12 protein-coding genes are annotated in these 18,479 nt (G+C 69.7%); 3 read left to right on the top strand and 9 right to left on the bottom strand.

Going from position 1 to position 18,479, the window contains the following annotated elements; translation table 11 throughout:
• A complete protein-coding gene (locus WCE39_RS03830) occupies nucleotides 1-1,164 on the bottom strand; it encodes a zinc-dependent alcohol dehydrogenase (protein WP_343275384.1) in 1,164 nt (387 codons plus the stop codon).
• Between the two features lie 159 nt (nucleotides 1,165-1,323).
• Between WCE39_RS03830 and ligD the strand changes: the two genes are divergently transcribed.
• A complete protein-coding gene (ligD, locus tag WCE39_RS03825; RefSeq protein ID WP_343275383.1) occupies nucleotides 1,324-4,008 on the top strand; it encodes a DNA ligase D in 2,685 nt (894 codons plus the stop codon).
• 213 nt (nucleotides 4,009-4,221) lie between these two features.
• Here ligD and WCE39_RS03820 read toward each other — a convergent pair whose 3' ends face one another.
• The 7 genes from WCE39_RS03820 to WCE39_RS03790 are packed head-to-tail and all read right to left on the bottom strand — an operon-like array spanning nucleotide 4,222 to nucleotide 11,745.
• The gene (locus WCE39_RS03820; RefSeq protein WP_343275382.1) at nucleotides 4,222-5,532 is read right to left on the bottom strand and encodes a sensor histidine kinase; all 1,311 of its coding nucleotides are present in this window, start codon (nucleotides 5,530-5,532) and stop codon (nucleotides 4,222-4,224) included.
• Nucleotides 5,532-6,875: a sigma-54-dependent transcriptional regulator gene (locus WCE39_RS03815; RefSeq protein WP_343275381.1), complete on the bottom strand. Its 1,344-nt coding sequence runs from the start codon at nucleotides 6,873-6,875 to the stop codon at nucleotides 5,532-5,534. The genes WCE39_RS03820 and WCE39_RS03815 overlap by 1 nt, the downstream gene beginning before the upstream one ends.
• Nucleotides 6,876-6,885: 10 nt before the next feature.
• Complete coding sequence (locus WCE39_RS03810; protein WP_343275380.1) at nucleotides 6,886-8,118, bottom strand: ABC transporter permease; 1,233 nt, start codon at nucleotides 8,116-8,118, stop codon at nucleotides 6,886-6,888.
• A gap of 16 nt (nucleotides 8,119-8,134) precedes the next feature.
• Nucleotides 8,135-9,436 (bottom strand): ABC transporter permease, encoded by a 1,302-nt coding sequence (locus tag WCE39_RS03805; RefSeq protein WP_343275379.1) that lies wholly within the window; start codon nucleotides 9,434-9,436, stop codon nucleotides 8,135-8,137.
• A gap of 10 nt (nucleotides 9,437-9,446) precedes the next feature.
• Nucleotides 9,447-10,196, bottom strand: coding sequence for an ABC transporter ATP-binding protein (locus tag WCE39_RS03800; RefSeq protein ID WP_343275378.1), 750 nt, complete (start codon nucleotides 10,194-10,196; stop codon nucleotides 9,447-9,449).
• Between the two features lie 38 nt (nucleotides 10,197-10,234).
• On the bottom strand, nucleotides 10,235-10,447 hold the full coding sequence (locus WCE39_RS03795; RefSeq protein WP_343275377.1) for a hypothetical protein: 213 nt from the start codon (nucleotides 10,445-10,447) through the stop codon (nucleotides 10,235-10,237).
• A gap of 2 nt (nucleotides 10,448-10,449) precedes the next feature.
• On the bottom strand, nucleotides 10,450-11,745 hold the full coding sequence (locus tag WCE39_RS03790; RefSeq protein ID WP_343275376.1) for an efflux RND transporter periplasmic adaptor subunit: 1,296 nt from the start codon (nucleotides 11,743-11,745) through the stop codon (nucleotides 10,450-10,452).
• A 308-nt stretch (nucleotides 11,746-12,053) separates the two neighbouring features.
• Between WCE39_RS03790 and WCE39_RS03785 the strand changes: the two genes are divergently transcribed.
• Together WCE39_RS03785 and WCE39_RS03780 are read left to right on the top strand one after the other, a co-directional pair.
• Nucleotides 12,054-14,912, top strand: a complete 2,859-nt coding sequence (locus WCE39_RS03785; protein WP_343275375.1) for a TonB-dependent receptor domain-containing protein — start codon at nucleotides 12,054-12,056, stop codon at nucleotides 14,910-14,912.
• Between the two features lie 119 nt (nucleotides 14,913-15,031).
• Complete coding sequence (locus WCE39_RS03780; RefSeq protein WP_343275374.1) at nucleotides 15,032-16,618, top strand: tetratricopeptide repeat-containing sulfotransferase family protein; 1,587 nt, start codon at nucleotides 15,032-15,034, stop codon at nucleotides 16,616-16,618.
• Between the two features lie 9 nt (nucleotides 16,619-16,627).
• Here the strand turns inward: WCE39_RS03780 and WCE39_RS03775 are convergent, their stop codons facing one another.
• On the bottom strand, nucleotides 16,628-18,478 hold the full coding sequence (locus tag WCE39_RS03775) for a tetratricopeptide repeat protein (protein ID WP_343275373.1): 1,851 nt from the start codon (nucleotides 18,476-18,478) through the stop codon (nucleotides 16,628-16,630).
• Nucleotide 18,479: the final 1 nt, after the last annotated feature.

Raw genomic sequence — 18,479 nt, 5'->3', positions numbered from 1 at the left:
TCAGGGCGTCAGCACGACCTTCCTGCAGTCGTCTTCCTGGGCCTCGAACATCTCGTAGCCCTGCGCGGCATCGGCAAGCTTCATGCGATGGGAAATGATCACCTCCGGCGCCAGCCGGCCCTCGCCGATCGCGTCCAGCAGTTCGGGCATGAAGCGCTGCATGTGGGTCTGTCCCATCTTGAAGGTCAGGCCTTTTTCGAAGGCGTCACCGAACAGGAAGCCGTGGATGAAGCCGGCATACACGCCCGGCACGCTCACCGTGCCGCCGCGGCGCGTGGCCGCGATGCACTGGCGGATGGCCTTGCCGCTGGAGCCTTCCAGCTTGAGCGTGGTCAGCACGGTTTCGGTCGGGCTGCCCTTGGCCTCGAAGCCGACCGCCTCCACGCTTGCGTCCACGCCGCGGCCGGCGGTGGCCTCCACGATCGCTTCGGCCGGGTCGTCGATGTCATCGAAGTTGATCGGGATCACGCCGTAGGTGTCGCGCGCGAACGCCAGGCGGTGCGCGTTCTCGTCGACCATGAAGATCGTCTCCACGCCCAGCATGCGCGCGCAGGCCGCCGACATCAGGCCGACCGGGCCCGCGCCGAAGATCGCAAGCGTCGAGCCCGCGGCGACGCCGGCATTGAGCACCGCCTGGTAGCCGGTGGGCAGGATGTCGGACAGGAACAGCACCTGCTCGTCCGACAGCACGTCCGGCACCACCAGCGGGCCGACGTTGGCCTTGGGCACGCGCACCAGCTCGGCCTGGCCGCCGGGCACGCCGCCGTACATGTGGCTGTAGCCGAACAGCGCCGCCGGCGGCTTGATCTTCTTCGCGTTCATGATCGCGCCGCGGCCGGGATTGGTGGTCTCGCAGGCGGCATATTCGCTGAGCAGGCAGTGGAAGCAGGTGCCGCAGGCGATCACGAAGGGAATCACCACGCGGTCGCCACGCTTCACCCGGGTCACCGCGGGGCCGGCGTCTTCCACGATGCCCATGAATTCGTGACCCAGGATGTCGCCGTCTTCCATCGCCGGGATCTTGCCGCGGTAGATGTGCAGGTCCGAGCCGCAGATGGCGGTCGCGGTCACGCGCAGGATGATGTCGTCGGGCGCAACCAGCGCGGGATCGGGGACGGTTTCGACGCGGACGTTGCGGGAGCCCTGGTAGGTGAGTGCCTGCATGGGAACGGCCTTTTCGGGGGAAGGAAGGGCCGAGGTTGCGGGATGCTTGGTGATGCGAATTTTTTCTTTTTGAAGCGCGGTCGCAGCTGTAGCTGCTCCTACAGGATGTTCACGGCGCGGGGGCGATGGTTCGGGGACCTTCGGAACCGGCGCACCGGCATGAGCCTGGTCGAGTACCGCCGCAAGCGCAGCTTCGACAAGACCCGCGAACCCGAACCGGGCAAGCCCCTGCCGCGCGGCAAGCGCGCGATCTTCGTGGTGCAGCTGCACCACGCCAGCCGGCGCCACTACGACTTCCGGCTGCAGGTCGGCGACGCGCTGAAAAGCTGGGCGGTGCCGAAGGGCCCGAGCTACGACCCCGCGGTCAAGCGCATGGCAGTGGAGGTGGAAGACCACCCGGTCGACTACGCCGGCTTCGAGGGCGAGATCCCCAAGGGCGAATATGGCGGTGGCCACGTCGCCCGCTTCGACCACGGCGTCTGGTCCACCGAGGGCGATCCCGAAGCGCAGCTCGCCAAGGGCCACCTGCGCTTCGAACTGTTCGGCGACAAGCTCAAGGGCGGCTGGCACCTGGTGCGCTCGGGCAAGCCCGCGCGCCAGCCGCAGTGGCTGCTGTTCAAGGACAAGGACGCCTGGGCCGGCGAGCTTGAAGCCGACGACCTGCTGGCCGACGTCACCGCCGCACCCGCCGCCGACGTCAAGCGCGCCGGCGCTGGCAAGGCCGCGAAAAAGAAGCTCGCCACCGTGCCGGCGGCACGCAAGGGACGCCGCAAGGACTGGGCGAAGAAGGCGCAGGCGCTGACCCAGGCCAAGCGCGGCAAGGTGCCCGATGGCGCCTTCGAACCGCAGCTGGCGAAGCTGCACGAATCACCGCCCGAAGGCGAGCAGTGGATCCACGAAATCAAGTGGGACGGCTATCGCATCCTGGCCACCATCGCCGGCGGCGACGTGCGCCTGTGGTCGCGCAATGCGCTGGAGTGGACGCAGAAGCTGCCCGAGATCCGCGCCGCCATCGAATCGCTGCGCCTGGACTCCGCTGCCCTCGACGGCGAGCTCATCGCCGGCGGTGGCACCAAGGCCGACTTCAACCTGCTGCAGGCCACCCTGTCCGGGGAGCGCCAGGGCAGCCTCGCCTACGTGCTCTTCGACCTGCTGCACCTGGATGGCGTGGATATCGCCGCGGCGCCGCTGGTCGAGCGCAAGGCGCTCCTCAAGGAGCTGCTGCAGGGCGCCACCGGGCACCTCGCCTACAGCTCGCACACCGTGGGCGACGGCCAGCACGCGTTCGAACTTGCCGGCGACAACGACTTCGAAGGCATCATCTCCAAGCGCAGCGACCGCCCCCACCATCCCGGCCGCAGCGACGAGTGGCGCAAGGCCAAGCGCCTGGAAAGCGACGAGTTCGCCGTGGTCGGCTACACCCAGCCCAAGGGCAGCCGGACCGGCTTCGGCTCCCTGTTGCTGGCGAAGCCCGATGCCGAACACGGCTGGCTGTACGTCGGCCGCGTCGGCAGCGGTTTCAACGACGCGTTGATGGCCGAGGTGACCGCCAGGCTGCCCAAGCGCGGCAGCAAGGAACCGACCGCCCACGTAGGCACCACCGACACCGACCTGCGCGGCGCCACCTGGTTTGCCCCACGCTTCGTGGTGGACGTTTTCTACCGCGGCATCGGCCGCCAGCAACTCCTGCGCCAACCCTCGCTCAAGGCGGTTCGCATGGACAAGGACATCGAAGACCTGGCCGACAGTGATCGCAACGCGGCCAAAGACAAGGGCAAGGCCACCAAAGCAGCCAAAGCACCCAAAGCGACCAAAGCGACCAAGGCAACGAAGACCACCAAGACCGCCAAAGCAACAAAAGCCATCAAGCCCAACAAAGTCAGCAAAGCCAGCAAAGCAACCAAAACCACCAAAACCAGGGCCAAAAAATCCCGTGTGGGAGCGGCTACAGCCGCGATCCCCCCACCCCGCAGCCCCCCCACCCTCTCCAGCCCCACCAAGATCCTCTTCTCCGACATCCGCGCCACCAAGCGCGACGTCTGGGACTACTACAACGCCGTGATCGACCACATCCTCCCCGAGGTCGCCGGTCGTCCGGTCTCCGTGATCCGCTGTCCCGCCGGCACCGACAAGACCTGCTTCTTCCAGAAGCACCTCACCGCCGGCCTGGAGCTCGTCTCCACCCAGCGCCTGAAGGAGGAAAGCGGCGCCAACGCCGACTACCTCGTCGTCGAAGACGCCGCCGGCCTGCTGGAGCTCGTGCAGTTCAACGCGATCGAATTCCACCCCTGGGGCGCCTTTGCAGATGCCCCCGACACCGCTGACCGCGTGGTCTTCGACCTCGATCCCGGCCCCGGCGTGTCGTTCGCCGACATCAAATCGGCCGCCACCCACATCCGCAAGCTGCTGCAACAGATGGAGCTCGAGTCCTTCCTGCGCGTGTCCGGCGGCAAGGGCCTGCACGTGGTCGTGCCGCTGAATCCCGGCTGCGACTGGGACCTCACCAAGCGCTTCGCCCAGGGCTTCGCGCAGGCGCTGGCGCAGAGCGAACCCGACCGGTTCGTCGCCACCGCCACCAAGAGCAAGCGCAACAAGCGCATCTTCGTCGACTACCTGCGCAACGGCCGCGGCGCGACCGCCGTCGCTTCCTACTCCCTCCGCGCCCGCCCCCGCGCCCCGGTGGCGATGCCGATCCTGTGGAGCGCCCTGGGCAAGCTCAAGCGACCCGACGCCTTCACCATCCGCGACGTACCCGCGATGCTCAAGCGGCGCCGCAAGGACCCATGGGCCGGGATCGACGCGATCAAGCAGAACCTCGCGCGCTGGAGTGAAAGCGCAGAGTGACGATGAGGTCGCTTCTGTGGGAGCAGCTTCTGTGGAAGCGGCTTCTTTGAAGCAGATTTTTGTGGGAGCGGCTATAGCCGCGATTGGCAGCAGCATCGCGGCTATAGCCGCGATCGGTTGCGCCGGGACTCCACCATCGCGGCTATAGCCGCTCCCACAGGGGGGCTGGTCCGCGAATCGCGGCTGTAGCCGCTCCCACAAGAAAGGACTCAATCAGCCCGGTAGCACCAGGCTTACGCACAGGCCGCCGCCTTCGCGGTTGAGCAGGGAGATGCGGCCGCCGTGCGCCTCGGCGATCTCGCGCGCCAGCGCCAGGCCCAGGCCGGTGCCGTGGCGCTTGGTGGAATAGAACGGCAACAGTGCGTTCGACAGCACCGACTCGTTCATGCCATTGCCGCGGTCCAGCACGTCGATGCGCCAGCCGTCCGGAAGGCGACGCAGCGCCAGCCGCACCCCGCCCGGCGTCGAGCCGGATTCGTGCGCGTTCTTCAGCAGGTTGAGCAGTGCCTGTTCCAGCTGGGCGACATCGGCGCGCGCGCCGCCGTCCACGTGGCCTTCGATGCCGAATTCGACCTGGTTGCGCAGGCGGGCGAGGAACTGCTGCCAGTCGATCGCCTCCAGCCGCGGCGAGGGCAGCTTGGCGAAGCGCGCGTAGTCGCGGAGGAATCCCTCCAGGTGCCGCGCGCGCTCTTCGATCGTCGCCAGCGCCCCCGGCAGGCGCTCGTGCTGGCCGCGCCGCAGCAGCTCCGCGCCCGAGTGCGCGAGCGATGCGATCGGCGCCAGCGAGTTGTTGAGCTCGTGGCTGATCACCCGGATCACCTTCTTCCAGGTCTGCACTTCCTGGCGGCGCAGTTCGGCGGTGAGCTGGCGCAGCAGCACCAGCTCGTGGCGGCGGCCGTTGAGCCGGAACAGGCGGCGCGAGAGGTGGTAGATGTCCTCCTCGTCCTCGCGGCCGACGGTGAACATGCCGTCGCCGCCGCGCGCGAACGCGTCGCGCAGCGCCTCGGGCGCGCCGGCCAGCAGTTCGTCGAAGGCCACGCCCTCGAGCTTGCGGCCGTCGCCGAGCAGCTTGCGCGCGGCGAGGTTGCCGAGCACCACGTGGCCGCCGGGATCCACCAGCAGCATCGCCACCGGCGTGTTCTGGACCATGGTGTCCAGCAGCAGCTCGCGCTGCACCAGGCGCAGGCGCTGGTCGCGCAGCGTGTCGCCAAGCGCGCGGTGGCTGGCCACCAGGCCGCCGAGTTCGCCGCCCCCGTCCCAGGTCACGCCGAAGCTGTAGTCGCCATCGCGGTAGCTGGCCACGCTTCCGGCCAGCGCGCGGAACAGCGAATGCGCCGGCCGCAGCAGGCGGTGCACGTGGTAGAGCAGCAGCGGCAGCGGCAGCGCGACCGCGACCAGCGCCGACAGCCAGCGCGGCTGGATCCACTGCTCCAGCAACAGCACCAGGCCGGCCGCCAGCGTCATGTAGGCCAGCGCCATGCAGGCGAACGCGATGCCCAACGGCAGGCGCCGGCCCCGCGCCATCATTCGCGCCGGATGCCGAGGCGGTCGAGGCGTCGATACAGCGCCTGTCGCGACAGGCCCAGCTCGATGGCAGCCTGCGACAGTACGCCGCCACTGCGCTCCAGCGCGGCTTCGATCGCCGCGCGGTCCAGTTCCTCGCTGCCGGCCGCAGACACTGCGGCGGCCGGCGTTGTCGGCAGGCCCAGCGCCGCCGCGGCCAGCGTATCGCCCGGCGACAGCAAGGCCGCGCGCTGCACCACGTTGCGCAGCTCGCGCACGTTGCCCGGCCAGGGATGGCGGAGCAGGGCGCGCTCGGCGTCGGTGGCCAGGCGCTTTCCGGCGGGCAGGAAATGCAGGGCCAGCGGCAGGATGTCGTCGGGGCGCTCGGCGAGCGGCGGCACGGCCAGCTCGATCGCGTTGAGGCGGTAGTACAGGTCTTCGCGGAAGCGGCCGTCGCGGATCATCGCCGGCAGGTCGGCGTTGGTGGCACTGACCACGCGCACCTTGACCTGGCGCTCGCGGTTGCCGCCCAGGCGCGCGAAGCGGCCGGTCTCGAGCACGCGCAGCAGCTTGACCTGGCCGGCGGCCGGCAGGTTGCCGATCTCGTCGAGGAACAGGGTCCCGCCGTCGGCGGCCTCGAACTTGCCCTCGCGCGCCTTGCCGGCGCCGGTATAGGCCCCGGCCTCGGCGCCGAACAGTTCGGCCTCGATCAGCTCGCCCGGCAGCGCGCCGCAGTTGAGCGCGACCAAGGGCCCGTCCTTGGCCAGCGAATTGGCGTGCACGATCTCGGCGATCTTTTCCTTGCCGGCGCCGTTGGGCCCGGTGACCAGCACCGGCAGCTCCGAGCGCGCCACCTGGCAGGCCAGCGACAGCAACCGCTCGCTGGCGGGGTCGGCATAGACGATGCCGCGCAGGTCGTTGCCATGCGACAGCGCGCTGCGGCGGCGCCGCTCTCCGCTGCGGTGGCGCGCGAGCTCGCGCCGCGCCTCCGACAGCTCCAGCAGGTTGTTGACCGTGGCCAGCAGCTTGCGGTCGTCCCATGGCTTGGCCAGGTAGTCGGCGGCGCCCGCCTTGACCAGGTCGACCGCGGATTCGAGGTGGGTCCATGCGGTCAGCAGGATCACCGGCAGGTCCGGCTCGCGCTCGCGGATGGCGTGGAACAGCGCCAGGCCTTCCTCGCCCGAGGTGGTGTCGGCCTGGAAGTTCATGTCCTGGATCACCAGATCGATGTCGCCCTGGCGCAGCCGTGCCAGCCCCGCGTCAGGCGACTCCGCGCTGGCCGCGTCGATGTCATGCAGCGAGAACAACAGCTCCAGCGCGCTGGCGACGGCGGCGTTGTCGTCGATGATCAGGATGGTCGGCATCGGTCCGGGATCATACGCTCCGGGTGGCCACGGCCGGGGGCACCGAGGCCGCGCGCCGCGCGGGCCCCAGCACTGCGATCTGCCCCAGCAGCCACAGCACGACCGCACCCACCGGCAGGTACACCAGCGGCAGCCGCGGCAGCTCGTAGCGGCCCATCAGCAGCTGGTTGATACCGAAGGCCAGCACCATGCCGACCACGATGCCGATGGTGGCCAGGATGAAGTTCTCGGTCTGGAAGTAGCGCAGGATCTGGCCGCGCGTCGCACCCAGCGCGCGGCGGATGCCGATCTGCTTGCTGCGCTGCTGCACCCAGAAACTGGCGAGTCCGACGATGCCCAGCGCCGTGATCAGCAGCAGTGCGATGCAGACGATGCCGAGCAGCCAGACCATCGAGCGCTGCTGCTGGTAGTACTCGTCGCGCAGCTCCCGGAAGGTCTTGGTGTTCTCCTCCAGGATGATGCGCCTGGGCCCGTTGGCGCGCAGCGCGTCGGCGGCGCTGGCCAGGATCTCCTGCCGCCGCTCGGGGCTCGTGCGGATGACGTACTGGCCGCCGAGGTCGTAGCTGACGCGCACCGGCAGGATCATCGAGTACTGGCTGGCTTCCGGGCCACCGAGGCTGCTGGGGCGGATCAGGTGCGCGACCACGCCGACGATGCGCGCCGGATCGTCGCCGCCGAAGTAGAGCGTCTTGCCCAGCGGGTCCTCGCCGGGGAACAGCCGCTCGGCCAGCGTGCGGGTGACCACGACGCTGGGCAGGCTGACGTCCTGTTCCGGATCGCTGAGGGCGGCGTGCGCGACGAGTTCGTCGGCCGTGAAGTAGCGCCCCGCCACCAGCTCCACGCCGAAGGTGTCGAGGAAGTGTTCGTCGCCCATGTACATGGTGGCGCTGAGCGTTGACTGCTGCTGGTCGGGCGTCAGGTTGACCCCGGAGTTCCAGGACGAGTTCACGAACGGCACCTGGTTGCTGGTGGTGGCGGCCTTGACCCCGGGCATCGCGCGCAGCATCTGCAGGTCCGAGCGGGTCTGCGCGGGGGCATCGGCATCGTTGCCGATCGGGGTGATCTGGATGCGCACCAGCTCGTCGAGGGCAATGCCGCTGGGCCGGTTCATCTCGGTGATGCGCTCCCCCACCAGGAACAGCGCGTTGCAGATGATGGCGCAGGTCAGCGCGATCTCGAGAACGATCAGCGCGGCCGCGGTCTTGTGCCGAAGCAGGGTGGAAAGGATCGGTCGGATGTCCATCAGGCGTTCCCCGGGGCTACTGCGACTTGAGCTGGATGGCGGGCGTGACGTCCATGGCGCGCCACGCGGGAAGGAGGCCGGCGATGATGCTGGCGGCCACGGCAAGCAGGAAGGTGGTCAGCAGCATCGGCAGGTCCAGCTGCGCGAGCTCCGCATAGCTGGAGGGCTGCTGGCGCACGGCCCACAGTCCCAGCAGGGCCAGGCCCAGTCCGAGGATGCCGCCTGCCAGGCCGACCGCGCCGGCCTCCACCAGGCACTGCTTGAAGATTTCGGTGCGGGATGCGCCGAGTGCCCGGCGCACGCCGATCTCGCCGCTGCGGCGCAGGAACTTGGCCAGCAGCAGGCCGACGGTGTTGAGCAGGCAGACCAGCAGGAAGCCGAAGCCGAGCCACAGTTGCATCATCACGTCGCGCGGGACCACGTTGTTGAAGTCCAGCCAGTCCATGACGTTGCGCAGGCGGACGTTGGGTTCGCGTTCGAAGCGGCCTGCTGCCTTCTGCTGTGCCGAGTAGTTGTCGAGGTAGGCCTTGTAGTCCGCCGCCTGCGAGGCGTCCTCGAGTTCGACCCAGTACTGGATCCACACGCAGGGTGCGTTGAGCCCGGTCTCGTCGGGGCTGCCGTCGCCCCAGCAATCCATGCTGCCGTTGCGGCCGAAGTCGAGCGCGCGCGAGGTGGAGAAGGGCAGGAACACGTCCTCCAGTTCACCGTAGCGGTCGCTGTTCATGTCGTAGAAGCGCGGGGTCGGACGCCACTCCTCGAGCACGCCGGCGACGCGGAACTCGTTGCCGCCGATCACCAGCGGCCGGCCCACGCTGTTGGCGCCGCCGAACACGCGGTCGTTGAGCGACTTCGAGATGACCGCCACCCGCGCGCTCGCGTCATCGTCGGCGGGCGTCCAGCCGGTGCCGTGCAGGAAGGGCGCCGCGAACATCGCGAAGAAGTCGGCGCTGGCGTAGCGCGCGTCGGAGAAAAACGGCGGGATATCGGCCTTTTCCGGCGTGATCGAGACCGCGCCGCCGGTCATCATCGCCTGGCGCAGGCCACGGCCTTCGCGCAGCAGGGTCTCGGCGTCGAAGCGCGTGACCTGGGCCGCGGGCTCCTCGCCGGCAACGAAGCCGCGCATCGTGGCCGGATCGAGCTGCACGTAGAACAGGCGGTCGCTCTTCTCCGGGATGGGATCGCCGGACAACACCCGGAACACGGTCAGCGTGGTCATGCAGGCGCCGATGCCGAGTGCGATCGCCAGCACCATCAGCGCGGTCAGCACCTTGTTGCGGCGGAAGCTGCGCAGCGCGAGCTTCGAGTAGTAGCTGAGCATGGCGGGCTCCTCAGGCGTCGGTCGCAGTGGCGCGGGCGCCGGCTTCGGCTTCGATGCGGCCCGCGCGCGCCGCCCGGGTCAGGCCCGGTTCCACCGACAGGTCGGTGGCCATGCCGTCGACGATGTGCACGTTGCGGTGCGCGCGCGCGGCAAGCTCGGGGTCGTGCGTGACCATGACGATGGTGGTGCCCTGCTGGTTGATGTCCTCCAGCAGCTCCAGGACGCTGCGCGCCATCTGCGAGTCGAGGTTGCCGGTGGGTTCGTCGGCCAGCAGCAGGCGCGGGGTGCCGGCGATGGCGCGCGCGATCGCGGCGCGCTGCTGCTGGCCACCCGAGAGTTCCGCCGGGAAGTGCTTCATGCGCGAGCCCAGGCCGACCATGCCCAGGGCGTCCTCGATGCGAAGCTTGCGTTCGTTGGCCGGCATGCCGCGGTAACGCAGCGGCACGTCGACGTTGTCGAAGAGGTTCAGGTCGGGGATCAGGTTGAAGCCCTGGAAGATGAAACCGATCTTCTGGTTGCGCAGGCGGCTGCGCTGGTTGTCGTTGAGGCCGCGCACGTCCTCCCCGTCGAGGTGGAACTCGCCGCCGGTGAAGGTTTCAAGCAGGCCGGCGATGTTGAGGAAGGTGGTCTTGCCCGAGCCCGAGGGCCCCGTGACGGCGACGAACTCGCCTTCGCCCACGTGCAGGTCGAGCGAGCGCAGCGCGTGCGTCTCGACCAGCTCGGTGCGGTAGACCTTGGTGACCTGGCGCATGTCCAGCATGGCGGGGGTTCCTTGTGCGGAGTGTTGGTTGGCGGGCATCAGTTCACCCGGAACATGCCGGGCAGGCTCGATGCCGGCAGGAAATGCTGCGGCGTGCGTGCGTGCGCCTGCGGATGGGCGGCGCCCCGCGGGGGGAGCGCCTGCGTGGCGGCGACAAGGCCGTAGATCTCGCTCAGCCGGCGCGGCACGGCGTCGGCCAGCTCGCTCGAGCTCCAGTGCACGTGGTGGGGGAAGCCGGTGGTTGCGTACATGGTCACTCTCCGGAAATGCGGACGCGGTCCGCCTGCTGGAACTGGTCGCTGCCCGAGACGACGATGCGCTCGCCGGGCTGCAGCCCTGAAACGATTTCGACGGCCGACAGGCTGGACACGCCGGCCTGGATCGCACGCCGCTCGGCGCTGCCGCCGTTCACGACGTAGGCGAAGTTGCCGCCGTCCTGCTCGAGGAAGGGGCCGCGCTCGACCATCAGCACGTCCTCGCGCGTGTCCATCACGATGCGGGCCGAGAGGCGCTGGTTCTGGCGCAGGCCCGGCGGCTGGCCGCCATCGGCGAAGCGCAGGCGGGCGTTGACCTCGCCGTTCACGACTTCGGGCGACACCGCGGAAATCTCCGCCGGCCACAGCTTGCCGACGCTGGTGACCTGGGCCGGCATGCCGATGCCGAGGTCGCGGGCGAAACTCTCGGGCACCTTGATCTCGACCTCGAACTGCGACAGGTCCACCACGCCCAGGATCGGCGCGTTGGCCGCCACGTTCGTACCCTGCGCGATCTGCACCTGGCCGACCTGGCCGTCGAAGGGCGCGCGCAGGGTCAGCGCATCGACCTGGCGGCGCAGCTCGCCGACCACGGCCTGCTGGCGCTCGGCCAGCAGGCGCTTGTTGCCGGCGTCAATGCCGGCGCCCTGGCCCTGCAGCGAGAAATCCTGCTTCGCGGCGGCGACGCCGATCTCCGCCTTCTTCAGGCCGTCGAGCGCGCGGTCGTACTCGTTGCGCGACACGGCGCCGCCCTCGAAGGCGCGCTGGTAGCGCTCGACGTCGCGCTGCGCCGCGACCTGGTCGATCAGCGCCTGGTCGAGCAGCTTCTGCGCGTCGGACCGGGTCAGCCGCGCGTCGAGCACCGCCCGGTTGGCCTCGCCCTGCAGGCTGGCGAGCGTGGACTCCTCCTGCACCAGCTTGCTGCGCAGCTCGGGGCTGTCGATTACCGCCAGTTCCTGGCCCTTCTCCACGGCGTCGCCGGCCACGACCTTGAGCGCCACGGTGCCGCCGGCGATCGCGTACAGCGTCGGGCTGTTGGCGGCGATCACGCGCCCGTCGGCGGAGAGGTCACGGACCAGGTCGCCCCGGACCACTTCGGCGACGCGCAGGCGGGAGGCGTCGTGCGAGCGTCCGCCGCCGCTCCAGCCCACCGCCACCCAGGCCGCCGCGGCGAGAACGGCGAAGCCTGCCAGCGCGGGCCAGGTCCACCGGCGCAGTCGCCGGCCGGAGTTGCCGGAGGACTCGCGGGGAGCGTCCTGGGCGGAGGTATCGCGGATGGGGCGTGGGATGGACATGGGTGCTCCGGGTGGCGTTCACCTCTTGAATACGCAAACCCCGTGCCACCTGGTAAATACTTGATTTAAAAGCGATTTGTCACAAATGGCCGGTGTCCGGGACACCGTTGGCGGACGTCCGCCGGTGTCCGCGCCCGCGGCTATGCGCCGGAAGCCGCTGCATCCATTTCGTTAAACATATGTTCATTTTTGTTGCAAGTGTGCTTAGTATCGAACTGCTCCGCCGTTCAGGTGGAGTCCAGTGGCGGCCACAACGGGGGGCGCAAGCGGTCGCGGCAGGTCCTTGTTCCATCATTCCGGAGAGATAGATGAAGCCGAAAAGCACAAAGCTGCGGGAGGCGATCGTGATCGCGCTCGCCGTGGGCGCAGCAGGCATTGCAGGAAGCAGTACCGCCTTCGCACAGGACCAGGGGAGTACGGACGCGCCGGACAGCGCCACCACGCTGGACGCGGTTCGCGTCACCGGCACCCGCATCCGCAGCCAGACGATGACCGCGTCCAGCCCGGTGACCGAGATTTCGCAGGAGGAGTTCAAGTACGCCGGCGCCACCACGGTGGAGGACCTGGTCAACCAGTACCCGCAGCTGGCACTGGACTTCGACAACTTCCTCAACAACGGGTCCCAGGGCTATGCCACGGTGGACCTGCGCGGCATGGGCCCGAACCGCACGCTCGCGCTGGTCAACGGCCGTCGCATCCCCAAGGGCCTGGGCGAGACGCCCGACATCAGCATCATCCCGGCGGCGCTGCTGCAGCGGGTGGACGTGCTGACCGGTGGCGCGTCGGCCGTCTATGGCTCGGACGCGATCGCCGGCGTGGTGAACTTCATCCTCGACGACAAGTTCGAAGGCGTCAGCGTCAACCTGGGCTACTCGGGTTACCAGCACGACAACGACAACGACTACATGCAGGGGCTGATGGACCAGAGCGACTTCGAATACCCGACCGGGGATTCGGGCCTGGACGGCGTCACGCGCAACATCGACGTGGCCATCGGCGGCGCGTTCGGCGAGGGCGGCCATGCGATGGCGTGGGCGACCTGGCGCAAGGGCAACGCACTGCTGCAGGGCCAGCGTGACTATTCGTCCTGCGCGCTCAATGGCACGGGCACCGCCTGCGGCGGCTCGCCCACCGCCGACCCGGGCAACTTCTACATCGTGGCCCCCGGCTCGGGCCTGTATACCTACGTGGCGCCGTCAGCCTCGGGCTGGACGATCCCGGACGGCCCGAACATCTACAACTACGCGCCGGTCAACTACTACCAGCGTCCGGACACGCGCTTCACCGGGGGCGCCAGCGTCAGCTACGACGTCAACGAGTACTTCAAGCCGTACGTCGAAACCATGTTCGTGAATCGCCGCAGCGGCACGCAGATCGCGCCGTCGGGCGCGTTCTTCACCGACATCGTGGTGAACTGCGATACCGATGTCATCGGGAGCATGTGCGGTGACATCGGCATCACCGACGACGAGTTCGTCGTCTACGTCGCCAAGCGCAACGTGGAAGGCGGGCCGCGGCTTTCAGACGACGAATCGACGAACTACAGCATCGTCACCGGCGCCACCGGCGCGCTGTTCGATTCGGGCTGGACCTGGGATGCCTCGCTGCAGTACGCGCGCACGACGGTGAAGTCGGAGAACCACAACGACTTCGTGACCACGCGGGTGCGCGATGCGCTGCTGGGATGCCCTGCCGGTGCCTTCGATGGCTGCGTCCCCTACGAGGTCTGGACCGACAGCATCACTCCGGAGCAGGCACAGGCGCTGCAGGGCGTGGGCATCGTCAACTACTCGACCGACATGAAGGTGCTCAACGCCTACGCGACCGGTGACCTGGGCTTCGGGTTCGTCGCCGACATGCCGATCAGCGCCGTGCTCGGCTTCGAGAAGCGCAACGAGCGCTTCAAGCGCGTGGCCGACAGCAACATGCAGACCGGCAATTTCACCGGCCTTGGTGGTCCGACCACCAACCTCTCCGGGGGCTACGAGGTCGACGAGGTCTTCATGGAGGCGAACGTGCCGCTGGTCGCCGGTGTCGCGGGCTTCGACAGCGTCGACCTGCAGCTGGGCTACCGCTACACCGACTACAGCACCTCGGGGGCCGTCGATACCTGGAAGGTGGGCCTGGGCGCCAGCTTCGCCGACAACCGCTACCGCTTCCGCGCCGGCTTCAACCGCGCCATCCGCGGCGCCAACGTCAACGAACTGTTCTCGGACCAGCAGATCGCGCTGTGGGTGGGCGACGATCCGTGCGCCGGGCCCACGCCCGAGTTCACGGCCGCGCAGTGCGAGCGCACCGGCGTCAGCGCGGCACAGTACGGGAATGTCGCCGCCAACCCGGCGGGCCAGAACAACCAGTTCATCGGTGGCAATCCCAACCTGCAGCCGGAAATCGCCAACACCTGGACGGTGGGCTTCGCGGCCAGTCCGATCGAGAACCTCGAACTGAGCGTCGACTACTACGACATCGAGCTCGAGAACGTGATCGGCACGATCGGTGCGCGCACCATCATCAACCTCTGTGCCAATGGACAGGACACCATGTGCACCCTGATCCGCCGCAACGCCGTCACCGGCGACCTGTTCCGCGGCAGCGATCCGGACACGTCGGGCCTGGTGGTCAACACCAACGGCAACTTCGGCACGCGCCGCTACCGTGGCATCGACCTCACGGCCGGCTACGGCTTCCAGGCCGGACCCGGGCGGCTCACGACGTCGTTCGTCGGCAGCTACATCCTCGAGCGTTCCTTCCAGCCGGTGCCCGGCGACAGCTCGGCCGATTACAGCTGCGAAGGCCTGATCAACAGCCAGTGCTCGACGCCCGAATGGCGGCACATCGCCAACGTCCGCTATGCCATCGACCGCTACACCGTCGGCCTGCGCTGGCGCTATATCGGCGAAATGGACTACCGCAACACCGATGGCTCGACCCCCGGCACCGACTATTTCCTCAGCGGCCCGGGCAAGCTCAAGGCCTTCAACTACATTGACCTGTCCGGCTCGGTGCAGCTGGGTGAAAACATCACCTGGACGATGGGCGTGAACAACATCGCGGACAAGGAGCCGCCGATGATTGGCGGCAACCTCGGACCGGTCCAGGCCAACTCGCTGTCGGGCTTCGACCAGGCCGGCCGCTACGCGTTCACCAGCGTCACGTTCGACTTCTGACCCGGGATCGACTCGACTCTCATCTCCATCGGCAACATTTGGCGGCGGGCCTGTCCCGCCGCCTTTTTTCCCGTCCGGTGCGGCTAGACTCGGGACAGGCAACGGGTCGGGGGCACGGGATGACAGCGAGTGGAGGCGCCCCGGCCGGGGTGATGCAGGGCTACGCGCTGCTGCGCGAGGGCCGGGTGGAAGAGGCCGTGCGGCATGCCGCCGGCCTGCTGCGGGAGCAGTCCGATCATGTCGACGCGCTGGTACTGGCCGGCGAGGCGGCGGTGGCCGAAGGCGCGCCGGACGAGGCGCTCGGCTACATGCAGCGGGCGATCGACGCCGGTCCCGGCAACGAGGCGCTGCGGCTCAAGCAGGCGGGCCTGCTGCTGCACCTGCGGCGCCGGCGCGAGGCGCTCGACCTGGCCCTGTCGGTGGCCGCGAAGGCGCGCGGGCGCGGTGGTGGCCAGGCGCTGTGGCAGGCCGCCAGCATCGCCGCCAACTGCAACCGGCCGCTTGATGCCGTGCCGCTGTACCAGCAGGCGCTTGGATCGATGGGGCCGCAGCCCGGCCTGCTCTACGACCTGGCCGTCGCGCAATTCTTCACCGGTGACTTCGAAGCGGCCGAGGCGAATCTCGACCGGATGCTCGCGATCGCGCCGCAGGCCGGGCATGCGCTGTACCTGCGCAGCACGCTGCGCCGGCAGTCACCCGGACGCAACCACGTCGACGAACTGAAGCAGCGGATTGCCGCCGGACTCGGCCGTCCGGACCAGGACGCCGCGGCGTGGTATGCGCTGGCCAAGGAGCTGGAAGACCTGGGCGAGCACGCCTCGGCCTTCGATGCCCTCGACACCGGTGCGCGCCTGCGCAGGCAGACGCTCGACCATGACATCGCGGGGGAATGTGAAGCCCAGGCGCGGATCCGCGCCGCCTACGGCCGCGAGGTGATGGCTGCGCCCGCGCGTGGCCATGCCGGCGCGGCGCCGATCTTCATCGTCGGCATGCCGCGCACCGGCACCACCCTGGTCGAGCGCATGCTGGTGCACGGCGGCAGCGTGCGCTCGGCGGGCGAACCGCTGGACCTGGGCAACCTCATCGGCGCCCATGCGCGCGAGGCGCTGCAGGCACGACCGCAGCTGACGCCCGCGGAGGCGTCGCTGCACATCGACTTCGAGGCGCTGGGACGCGACTACGCGCGCGGCGTGTCCGAGGCGGCGGGCGCCGAGCGCTTCATCGACAAGATGCCGGCCAATTACATGTACTGCGGGCTGATCCGCAGGGCGCTGCCTGAGGCGCGCATCATCCACCTGCAGCGCGACCCGCTCGACAGCTGCCATGCCGTCTACAAGACGCTGTTCTTCAGCGCCTACCACTTCTCCTACGACCTCGACGAGCTTGCCCGCTACTACATCGCCTACCGGCAGACCATGGCGCATTGGCACGAGGTGATGCCGGGCACGATCCTGGACGTGCGCTACGAAGACCTCGTGGCCGACCCCGACGGCCAGGCCCGGCGCATCCTCGAATGGTGCGGCCTGCCCTGGGACCCCGAGACCCGATACGGCCAGGCGCCGGCGCGGGCCGCGTTCACCACCGCCAGCGCGGCGCAGGTGCGCGAGCCGGTGCATGCGCGCTCGGTCGGCGGTGCGCAGCGGCACCGGAAGCGGCTGGAACCGCTGGTGCGGAGGCTGGCCGAGGCCGGGATCGCCGTCGACTGATGCCGCCGCTCAGGGCGCGGGCTGCATGTCGAAGGCTACGGTAACGCGCGGCCCGGGATCGTCGAAGGGCACGGTGCCGTGCCAGAGGTAGGACGGAAACACGACCAGGGTGCCGGGGCGCGGCTGCACCAGGCGGCGCGGGCCGAGGTCGAGTCCCAGCGATGCCATCGGCTGTCCCAGCTGCAGCCAGCCGGGGCCGGCGGCGGCCCCGGGTCCGCCCGGATGACGCACCGAAGGCGGCACTGCCACGTAGAACGCCGAGCTGAGCCAGCCTTCGTCGTGGATGTGGTCGGCGTGGTGGCCGGCGCTGCGCAGGCGCACCGACCATGAGCCGATGAAGCGGATGCCGCGCTGGCGGCGCGCAAGGAAGGGGTGCCGCGGATCGTCCGGCAGCCCGGCCAGCCAGGCTTCGACCTCCGCCCGCAGCGCCTCGGCCGTCGCCCGGATCACCGGGTCGTCGCGCCCGAACAGCCGCCCCGGCGTCTGGGTGCCTCCCCGCACGCTCTGCGCGCGCGGCTCGCGCGATGCCAGGTGCAGGCCGGCGAGGGTCGCGTCCAGCGCGTGCAGGAAGCCCGGCACGTCTTCGTGGCCCGGGGGCGGCTGGATGGGGAGTTCGCCGACCAGCCGGTCGTAGCCGAACAGCCACTCCTCGCGCGGATCGCCGGCCAGCCGCCAGGCGGTGCCGAGCAGGCTCCAGGCCTCCTGGTTGCGCGGATCGCGGCGTGTGGCGCGTTCGGCGCAGGCGCGGGCGAGGTCGATCCTGCCGGCGCGGAAGGCGTGGCGGGCGTGCGCGTTGAGGAAATCCGGGCGCAGGTCGCCCAGCTGTGCGGCGACGCGGGCGTAGAGCACGCCGGCCTCGCCGCCGCGGCCGAGGCGGTCGAGCGCGTCGGCGGCCAGCCAGTCGAGCGCGGGCTGTCCCGGCGAGGCACTGCGCAGTGGCTGGAGCCATGCCAGCGCCTCGGCGCTCCGGCCCGCGTCCAGCAGTGCGCGCACGCAGGCCAGCTGCAGCGGGACGTTGGCGCGCTGCGCACGTGCGGCGGAGCACAGCGGCCCCAGCGGATCCTCGCCGGGGGCGAGCGCGTCGCCGTGCTCCCAGAGCAGGTGGGCCAGGGATTCGTGCCCGCCGATGAATCCGGGATCGCGTGCCACCAGCGCGCGCGCCGCGGACAACGCCTGTGCCGGTTGGCCCAGGTCCTGCAGCAGGCCCAGCAGGGCGTTGCGCACCTCGGGTGTGTCGTGGTCGAGCGCCTGGGCGCGCAGCAGGCACGCGCGAGCGTCCTGCAGACGTCCGAGCCGCCGCAGCACGGCGCCGCGGTTGACCCAAGCCGGCGCGGCCTCCGGCGCAAGCGCGATCGCGCGCTGCAGCGCGTCGTCGGCGGCCTCCAGCTCGTCGAGCGCCTGCAGCGCGCTGCCCAGGCCGTGCCAGGCCTGCGCCGTGGCCGGACCGAGCGCAAGGGCGCGCTCGAACGCGGCGCGCGCCTCGCGGGGCTGGCCCAGGCGCAGGTGCAGGCTGCCGGCGTGGAACGCGGTCCGCGTGGTGTCAGGGCAGGCAAGCAGGACGCGCAGCGCCTCGGCGGACTCGCCGATCCGGCCCAGCCACGCGGCGTGGTTCAGCGCGATCACTTCGTTCCCCGGCGCCAGTGCGGCCGCGCGCGTGAACGCAGCGTGGGCGCTGGCGTCGTCGCCGGCGTCGGCCAGGCACATCGCCAGCAGTTGCTGCGCGTCGGCCGCCTGCGGGGCGTCGGCCGCAAGCGTGCGCGCGATGCTCAGAGCGGCCGCGCCGTCGCCTTCGCGCAGCCTTGCCTGTGCGGCGAGGAAGCGCTGTGCCTGCGCGGCATCCAGCGGGCGCGCGACCGGCACG

It is taken from the genome of Luteimonas yanweni (assembly GCF_039548475.1).
Taxonomy (GTDB): Bacteria; Pseudomonadota; Gammaproteobacteria; order Xanthomonadales; family Xanthomonadaceae; genus Luteimonas.
This window is presented reverse-complemented; position numbering and strand designations above follow the sequence as displayed.